Genomic DNA, 8061 nt, shown 5'->3' on the forward strand with positions numbered 1-8061 from the left:
AGAAAACTGGACCGGGACCACGCGCGCCCGCCTCATGGCCGCACGCCACCGTCTGCCGCGGCGGCGCTCCTGCGCAGCAAGGCCGCGAACACCTGGCGCTCGCCGCCGGCGGCCGGTGGCTGGCCGCCGCGGACGCGCACTTCCGACACGTCGGCCTGCGCCGCGGTGGCCACGCCGAACAGGCGCGGCGCGCTGTGGGGCGCGGCCGGCACCGCCATGACGAGCAGGCGCGCCTCGCCGGCCGCATCGAGCCAGGGCAGGTCGAAACGCTTGACCGCCGGCTGCTCGGGCGTGCCGCGCTTGAAGCGGTTGGTTTCGCCGGCCCCGTCGGGGTACACCGCTTGCAGCGCGCCGCGCGCGTCGATGCCGGTGATGACGAGGTCGAGCGAACGGCCGCTGGTGTTGCGCACGTTCAGGCGCACGCGCTCCCCTGCGCGCAACGCAGGCAGCACGCTCGCGGCCTCGGCGACGGGCACGCTGCGCAACAGCCGGTCGGCGCTCCAGACCTCGAGCGCCGCATCGAAACCGTCGAGCTGGCCGCCCTTCGCATGGGCCTGCAGCTGGGCCAGCCACTTGAGCTGCGCCAGCGCCTGCAGGCGGCGGCGCAGCGCGGCCACGTCGGACACCACGACGGTGGAGGCGGCGGTGCCGAACACGGGCGCGAGCGCTTCGAGGCGATGGCCGGCAGGGCCGAGGTCGGTCCAGCGCACGTCGGCGCTCGCGGGGTCGTCGGCCAGGCGGATCGCGGCCGGGTAGTCGAGGCTCAGGCCGGCGGGCAGCGGCTTGTCGGCGCGCACGCGCAGGGCCGTCGCGGCCGGTTCGGTGACCGGCGTGACGCTCCAGAACGCGCTGCCCGGCAGGTCTTTCAGCGCCGCGGGCACGGCAAGCCACGCGCCACCGAGCTTGATCTGCGCGATGGCGGCCGGCGCGCGGCGCACGGTGCCGTCGTCGAGCGTGGCGAGCACGCGCACCTCCTGCTGCGGCGCCAGGCCGTCGAGCAGGCCGGCCTTGACGGCCAGGCTGTCGCCGCTGCGCTGCGCGCCCCACACCGGGCGCGTGGACGCGGGCGCACCGCTGTTGGCGAACAGCGGCGCATCGAGGTTGCCCTCGGCCACGGGCGATGGCAGCTCGCGCGTGGGAAAGCGCTGCGCGAGCTCGTCGATGACCGGCGGGTACAGCGCGAGCACGCCGTCGAACAGGTCGCGCCAGGTGGCGGGCTTGCGCGCCAGCGACTCGACCACGGCCCAGGTCAGCAGGCCCTGCGGCCGGGCGCTGCGCGCCTTGCGCGGCAGGCGCAGCTCGGGCGTGATCTGGTGGCTCTCGGACGCGAACAGCGCCACATAGCGGGCGCGCGGCACGGCGTCGGTCGCAGCCGGCGCAGACAGGGACCGCGCGGGCGACGCACCGCCCGCAAGCTGCGTCGTGCGCAGGCCGCGCCAGCGCACCTCGTCGTCGGCCGGGCCCTCGGCGGTCGCGGGCGCATCGCCCGTGCCGCGTGTCATCGAGTTGGCGGAGCAGGTGTCGAACACCGAGGCGACGAACACGTTCTTCGCGAGGAAGGCCTGGATCCAGGCGTCGAAGTCGACGTCGCGCAGGTCGCCGCTGAGCGCGGCATCGGCGCCGAGCGTGCCGCGCACGTCGCGCGCGAGAAAGTTCTCGGACAGGCCGTCGGGCTCCTGGTAGCGCTTGGCCACGTCGCGCAGGCGCGTGCCATGGCCGGAGAAATACAGCAGCACGAAGTCGCCGCTGGCCGACTGCGCAAGCAGCCGCGCCAGCGCCTCGTGGATGGCCTGCGATTCGGGCAGCGCGGCGCCGGGCACGCCGTCGGCGAGCACGGCGATGTCGGGCGCGGTGAAGCCCTGCTTCAGCAAGGCATCGCGCATGAGCATCACGTCGTTGCGCGGCGCCTGCAGCCACAGCGCCTGCGGCTGGTTGACGAGTTCGGAGACGCCGACGAGCAGCGCGCGCTGCGCGGCCTGCGCGGCGACACCGCCCGCGCCCCACACCACCAGCGCGAGCAGGAACCGCAGGCTGCACGCGCGCCAGTTCATGGCGGCTCCGAGGCCGGTCCGGCCGATGCGACCAACGGCGACGTCGCGAGCACCGACAAAGCACCGACCGGATCGGCCACACGCAGGCGCCAGACACCATTGGGCCCCGGCCCGCCGACCACTTCGGCCGACATCGTGTGCAGCAGGCGATCGGCCTCGTCGATGCGCACGCCGTCCTTCCAGCGCACGACCAGGTTGGCCTGCGCCGCGACCGGCGCCACGGGCACCGAGCGAAAACGCACGTCGTCGTCTTCGGCGTTGCCACGCCCGCCGATGAGCCCCACGTTCTGGATCACCGCGAACAGCGCCACCGCTGCGAAGGCCGGGCGCGCCCAGCCTTCGGCTCCGAACCAGCGGCGGATGCTGCCCCACCAGCCGTCCTCGGGCCGCGGCAGCGGCCGGGCGGGCGATGGCGGCGGCGCGGCGGGGGCCTCCTCCTGCGGTTGCGCCAGCGCGCGGCCCAGTTGCAGGCCGGCATCGCGGTACAGCGCCTGGTAGTCGGTGCGCGGGTCCTGCGGGCCGAGCGGCGTGCCCGAGAGCACCGAGAACGCGCCGGCCACGCCGCGCAGCGCGATGCGCCCGGGCTCGGGCGCGATGTCGGGCGCCGCGTGCGCGGCCCATTCGTCATGCACCGCGCGGATCGCGGCGAGCCGCGTGGCCGACACCTCGCCGAGCACGCGCGCGGCCAGCTGCGGGCTGGGTTCCAGCGTGAGCACGTTCCACGCCTGGACCACGCCGAACATCGGCTCGAAGGGCTCGTCGTCGGGCTCCAGCAGCACGTCGAAGGGGCCGGCCCAGTCGGGCTCGCCCGCGGCCATCCAGCCCTGCCAGAGGTCGCCGTGGATGCAGCGGTCGAGCAGCACGCCGAGCAGGCGCCCGTCGTGCACCACGCTCACGAGGCGGCCCGGCGCCCAGCGCGCGGTGAAGGCGCGCCGGGCGACAGCCTCGCGGCGCCGGGCCAATTCGGTCAAAGGGAGCAGCAGGTCCGACACCACCGGCGTGCCCGCGCCCGCGCTGCCGTGCGGCATCGCGACGGGTGCGGCGTCCGGTGCGGCATCGCCGGGCGGCGCGCCGGTTTCGAACGCATGGCGGATCACGCTGAGCGGGGGCCAGAGGTCGGTGGTCATGGCGTCTGTTCCTGAATGGCTATGTCTTCAGACATAAGACGCTTCAGCCCCGAGGATTTTGAAAACCTGCAGGATCGCCGCCATGTTGTCGGCCTCGATCGCGATGCCCAGGGTCTGGCCGATCCAGCTGCCGATGCGGGTCTGCGCATAGCCGGCGCCCAGCCCTTCGCGCTTGTGCACGAGACCCAGCCGGCCGGCGCGGTAGTGGTACGAGGCGATGGCGTGGCGCGAGGCCACGCCCGACAACCCGCCCTCGGCCTCCTGCCCGAAGCCCTCGCACAGCAGGATGCGCTCGGGTTCGGGCAGCCCGGCGATGAAGGTGCGTGCCGCCAGCTGCACGGCCTGCGCGCTGAGCCCGTGCTCGGCCAGGCAGCCGTCGAGGTCTTCGCCCGGGCCGAGTTCGTCTTCGAGCTGGGCCTCGGTGATCTGGTCGCCGATGGAGACCTTGCGGCGAAACGAACTGGCGCGCGTGCAGTCGATGAGGTAGCGGCGGAAGTACGCGCACAGCGCGAAGGCGGTGGACGGCGCGCTGTGGCCGGCGCGCTCTTCCGACTCGTCGGGGTCGGCGTCGAGCCGCAGCACCTTCACGTAGATGAACTGCGCCACCAGCTCCTGCCGCCCCTCGCCCAGCACCTGCAGCTCGGGCGGATTGCAGGCCACGAGCGCATCGCCCACGATGCGGTACATGGTGCCCATGTCGTCCGAGGACAGCGTCTGCCGGCGCCGCCAGAGGCGGACGAGTTCAGAGCTTTCCGCGGACGACAGTGTTTCCTGCATGAAGGGCCAAGGGAGTCGAAAGAAAAGAGGTCAGTCGTCGACGCAGACGCCTTCGGTCGGCACGAGGCACTGCGGAAGATTCGCGCCGACCGGGCCACCGCGCGTGCGGATCGCACCCGACACCGCGGCCTGCGCCACGGCGAGGCCGCGCGGCAACAAGATCCACAGCTGCCCGCGCTCCTTCATGCGGCGCGCGTTGGTCGCGGCCTGCTGGCCGTTGCCGAAGAAGTAGTCGGCCCGCACCGCGCCGCGGATCGCGCCGCCGGTGTCCTGCGCGATGGTCAGCCGCTGCATGGGCGCGCCGCTGCCGGGCGTGCGCGTCGACACGAACACCGGGTAGCCCAGCGGCGTGCTGCGCGGATCGACCGCGATCGAGCGGCCGGCCGACAGCGGCACGCCGAAGGCGCCCACCGGGCCGCCCGCGGGCGAGGTCGATTCCTTGAAGAACACGTAGCTCGGGTCCTTGATGCCGGAGCCGGTCACCGCGCCGGCGGTGCGACGGCCCGGCACCACCACCGCACCGCTGGCCGTGGGCCGCGCCAGCGTGAAGCCGCGCGTGCGGATCACGCTGTTGTCGATGGCGCCTGTGTCTTCGTCGTCGCCGTCGTCCAGCGTCAGTTCGAGCGAACCGCCACGCACCTTGACCGCGCTGCGCGGCTTGCCGTTGGCGGCCTGCGCGATGGTCGGGCGGAAGGGCTGGCCGTTCTGCTCGGCGTAGGCCACGCGCACGATCTCGCCGCTGGGCAGCTTGATGCGGCCCGAACCCTGGATCTGCATCTCGTACAGCGCGGTGGCGCTGCTCACGAAGGCCAGCACCTTGGCGTTGGGCGCGCCCTTGGTCTCGATCTCTTCGCGCGTGTAGTACGGCAGCAGGCGCTTGCCGTCGATGCGCAGGCGCACCTTGCGGTCGAGCGTGTCGCGGGTGATGGCAGACAGGTCGAGCGCGTACAGGCCCGGTGCGCCCATGTCGCGCGTGCTCAGGCCGGTCTGCACGATCACGTTGCGGCCCTCGACCTTCGCGGCCACCGTGGCGCTGCCGGCCGGGAGCTTGCGTGCATCGACGAACAGCATGTCCTCGGGCTGGCCGTAGACCGGGTAGATGAACGGCGCGACGTAGGTGCGGCTGCCCGCGATCTCGGGCTCGAAGTAGCCGGTGACCACGCCGTCAGGCTTGCGGTCGTCGTCGCGGATCTGATACGCAGAGAACTCGCTCTCGAAGAAGCCGCGAATCGCCTGCGTGCTCTTGCCATCGACCTTCAGCGCACGCTCGCACACCTCTTTCCACTCGGCGCCGCGGCCGTTGAGCACCTTGCAGCTGCCCAGGAAGGCCGGCCAGCTTTCCGAGAAGTCGTCGCGCGCCCAGCCCGGCACGGCATCGAAGCCGACCGAGGTGTAGGTGGCGAGCTGGGTCGAGAAGGTGCGCGCCTGCCCCGCCACGCTGCCGCCGGTGGGGCGGGCCGGTGCGGTCGCGGAGTCGGCCGTGGCGGGCGCGGTGGTGGTCGTGCCCGTGGCGGTCGGCGGCGTGTTGGCGCAGGCGGCCAGCAGCACCAGCGCGACCACGGCGGCCGTTCGGCAAAGGGGAAGCGCGAAGTGCGGCGACGGTGACGTGTGCATGAAAGTCTCCTGGTCGTGGAAAGGGGGCCGAAGGCGGCCGACGCTCTACAGACGATTACTTCTCGACGATTTTGAAATTCGCGACGCCATAGACGTCGTTGCACGGCGGGGCGCCCGGCGCGCAGACCGGTTTGCCCAACAGCGGCGACGGCCCGGTGCCGCGCGTGGCTTCGAGTGCCGCGAGCACCGGCAGCGGGAACTGCGGGAACACGCCTTCGTTCTGCACGCCCGAGGCGCCGAAGTCGCGCTCGTGCTCGCTCACGAGCACCGCGAACTGGTTGGTGCCGGCCGGCCCGCCGGCGTCCATCGGCCAGGAGGCGCGCGGCAGCGCGAGCGCGGCGTTGGCGGTGATCTTGTTGTACTTGTCGAGCAGGTTCGGGAACAGCAGGAACATCTCGCCGCCGCTGGACAGCAGGAACACGTAGACGAAACCGTCGCGCTTGCTGCGCACCTCGAAGGCCAGCTTGTCCTTGCCGATGGCGACCTCGGCCTTCTTCGGCGTGGCCGTGACCTCGAAGCCCGGGGCGGCGCCGGCGGCGAGGGATTGCAGGGATTCGGCGGGGGTGCGCGGCTTGGGAGGCGGCGGTGGTGGAGGCGGTGGGGGGGGCTCGGCGACCTGGGTGGGGGTATCGGGTGGGGGCGCGGGTGTGGCGGTTTGCGCCGTCTTGCCGGCATCGCCTTCGCTGCCCGAGCGGCCGAGGAACCACCAGCCGCCACCCGCTGCGGCGACCAGCACGGCGGCGGCGACGGCGCCGAGGACGGCCTTGCTGCTGCCACCGCTGCCCTTGCTGTTGTTGTTCGCGGCAGGTGCCTTGGCGGCGATGGGCTTCGGCATGTGGGCCGTGCCGATCACGGTCGGTGCATCGGCGCCCGACTGACTGCTTCGTGCACCGGACGGCGGCACGGTGCGTGGCGTGGGCGCGATGCTGTGGCCGACCTCCAGGCCCAGCGCCGCGCGCAGCTCGGCCATCGATTGCGGCCGTGCTTCGGGCCGCACGCCCAGGCCTGCATCGATCGCCGCGAGCAACCGGTCGCTGTAGCGCTGGCGCAGGATGTCGTTGCCCGCCAGCGGCACGTAGCTGTCGGACAGCAGCCGTGCCACCGAGGGCGGCGGTGCGCGGCCGCACACGGCGACGTGCATCACGGCGGCCAGCGCGTAGACGTCGGTCCATGCGCCCTGCGACATGTCGGGCATCTCGGCGTACTGCTCGATGGGCGCGTAGCCGGGCTTGAGGATGACGGTGATCGCCTGCGTCTTGTCGGTGATCACGCGGCGCGCGGCGCCGAAGTCGAGCACCACGGGGCGGCCGGAGCCTTCGAGCAGGATGATGTTGTCGGGGGCGATGTCGCGGTGGTAGCAGTGGGCGTTGTGCATCACGGCGAGGGCTTGGGTGACGCCGTCCATGATGCGGGTGAGCCAGGCTTCGTCGACGCCTGCGGGGATCGCTACGAGTGCCTCTCGCAAGGTGTCGCCCTTGTAGAAGGGCATGACCATGTAGGTGGTGCCCTTTTCTTGCCAGAAGCGGTAGACCTTGAGGAGCGAGGGGTGGTCGAACTGGGCGAGGAGGCGGGCTTCGTTGATGAAGCTGCGCATGCCCAGGTCGAAGGTTTCTCTGTGTCTTTCTGACAAGGGGACTACGGTGCCGTCTTGCTGTCTTGTCGATAGCGATGTCGGCAGGTATTCCTTGATGGCTACTACGCGCTCCAGCGTGTGGTCCCAGGCTTCGTAGACGACGCCGAAGCCGCCCTGGCCTACGACTCGGGTGATTTCGAATTCGGCGAGGCGGCTGCCTACGGGGAGGAGGCCTGCGTCGTGGGTTGCGGTTGCTGGGCTGGTGACGGGGGTGCCGGAGGCTGTGGTGAAGCCGCCGCCGGTGATGACTGTGGCGCCTGTGTCAGCTTCGCTGGTGGATGGCACAGGCCGTGAGACGACTCGGGTGCGGTCGTCTTCCGGGGGAAGGGCGTTGTCGGTCATTGACCTGCTCCTGCGAGGTGAACGCCTTGTTGGGTTTGCTTTCCGGGGCCGGGTCTCGGCCCGGCGGCCGACCTACTTTTCTTTGCTTCGCCAAAGAAACGTAGGCAAAAGAAAGGCGACCCTGCTGTCTGCGTCCCTCCGCTTCGCTGCGGGCAACCTGCGGTGCTCACGTTCCGCGGGGTCTCGCAGAACTCGCTTCGCTCAAACAGCTGCGAGCCCTGATCCGCGAAACGCTCCGCTCCTCGGCGCATACAGAAGGGGTTTGGATACCAACGGGCCTTTGCTTCGCTCGGCCAGTAGGCCGCAGCAGGCGCTCCGCGCCTGCTGCGGCTTGCATGGGAGGGGGCGGTGGTTTGGGCTGGGTGCAGGTGCAGGTGCAGGTGCAGGTGCAGGTGCATGTGCATGTACACGTACGAGTACGAGTACGAGTACGAGTGCGAGTGCGAGTGCGAGTGCGAGTGCGAGTGCGAGTGCGAGTGCGAGTGCGAGTGCGAGTGCGAGTGCGAGTGCGAGTACG

The 8061-nt window shown here is 71.6% G+C and carries 5 protein-coding genes; all 5 read right to left on the reverse strand.

Features of this window, described 5'->3' with window-relative positions; all coding sequences use genetic code 11:
• Positions 1–32: 32 nt before the first annotated feature.
• Positions 33–2051: a caspase family protein gene (locus tag AC1RL8_RS30715; RefSeq protein ID WP_492687348.1), complete on the reverse strand. Its 2019-nt coding sequence runs from the start codon at positions 2049–2051 to the stop codon at positions 33–35.
• On the reverse strand, positions 2048–3178 hold the full coding sequence (locus tag AC1RL8_RS30720; protein ID WP_492687349.1) for a hypothetical protein: 1131 nt from the start codon (positions 3176–3178) through the stop codon (positions 2048–2050). Before AC1RL8_RS30720 ends, AC1RL8_RS30715 begins: the two co-directional genes overlap by 4 nt.
• A gap of 27 nt (positions 3179–3205) precedes the next feature.
• On the reverse strand, positions 3206–3874 hold the full coding sequence (locus tag AC1RL8_RS30725) for a hypothetical protein (RefSeq protein ID WP_492687350.1): 669 nt from the start codon (positions 3872–3874) through the stop codon (positions 3206–3208).
• A gap of 111 nt (positions 3875–3985) precedes the next feature.
• On the reverse strand, positions 3986–5569 hold the full coding sequence (gene mltA, locus AC1RL8_RS30730; protein WP_492687351.1) for a murein transglycosylase A: 1584 nt from the start codon (positions 5567–5569) through the stop codon (positions 3986–3988).
• Between the two features lie 55 nt (positions 5570–5624).
• Complete coding sequence (locus AC1RL8_RS30735) at positions 5625–7544, reverse strand: protein kinase domain-containing protein (RefSeq protein ID WP_492687352.1); 1920 nt, start codon at positions 7542–7544, stop codon at positions 5625–5627.
• Positions 7545–8061: the final 517 nt, after the last annotated feature.

The organism is Variovorax sp. GW822-FHT04E09 (assembly GCF_058800845.1).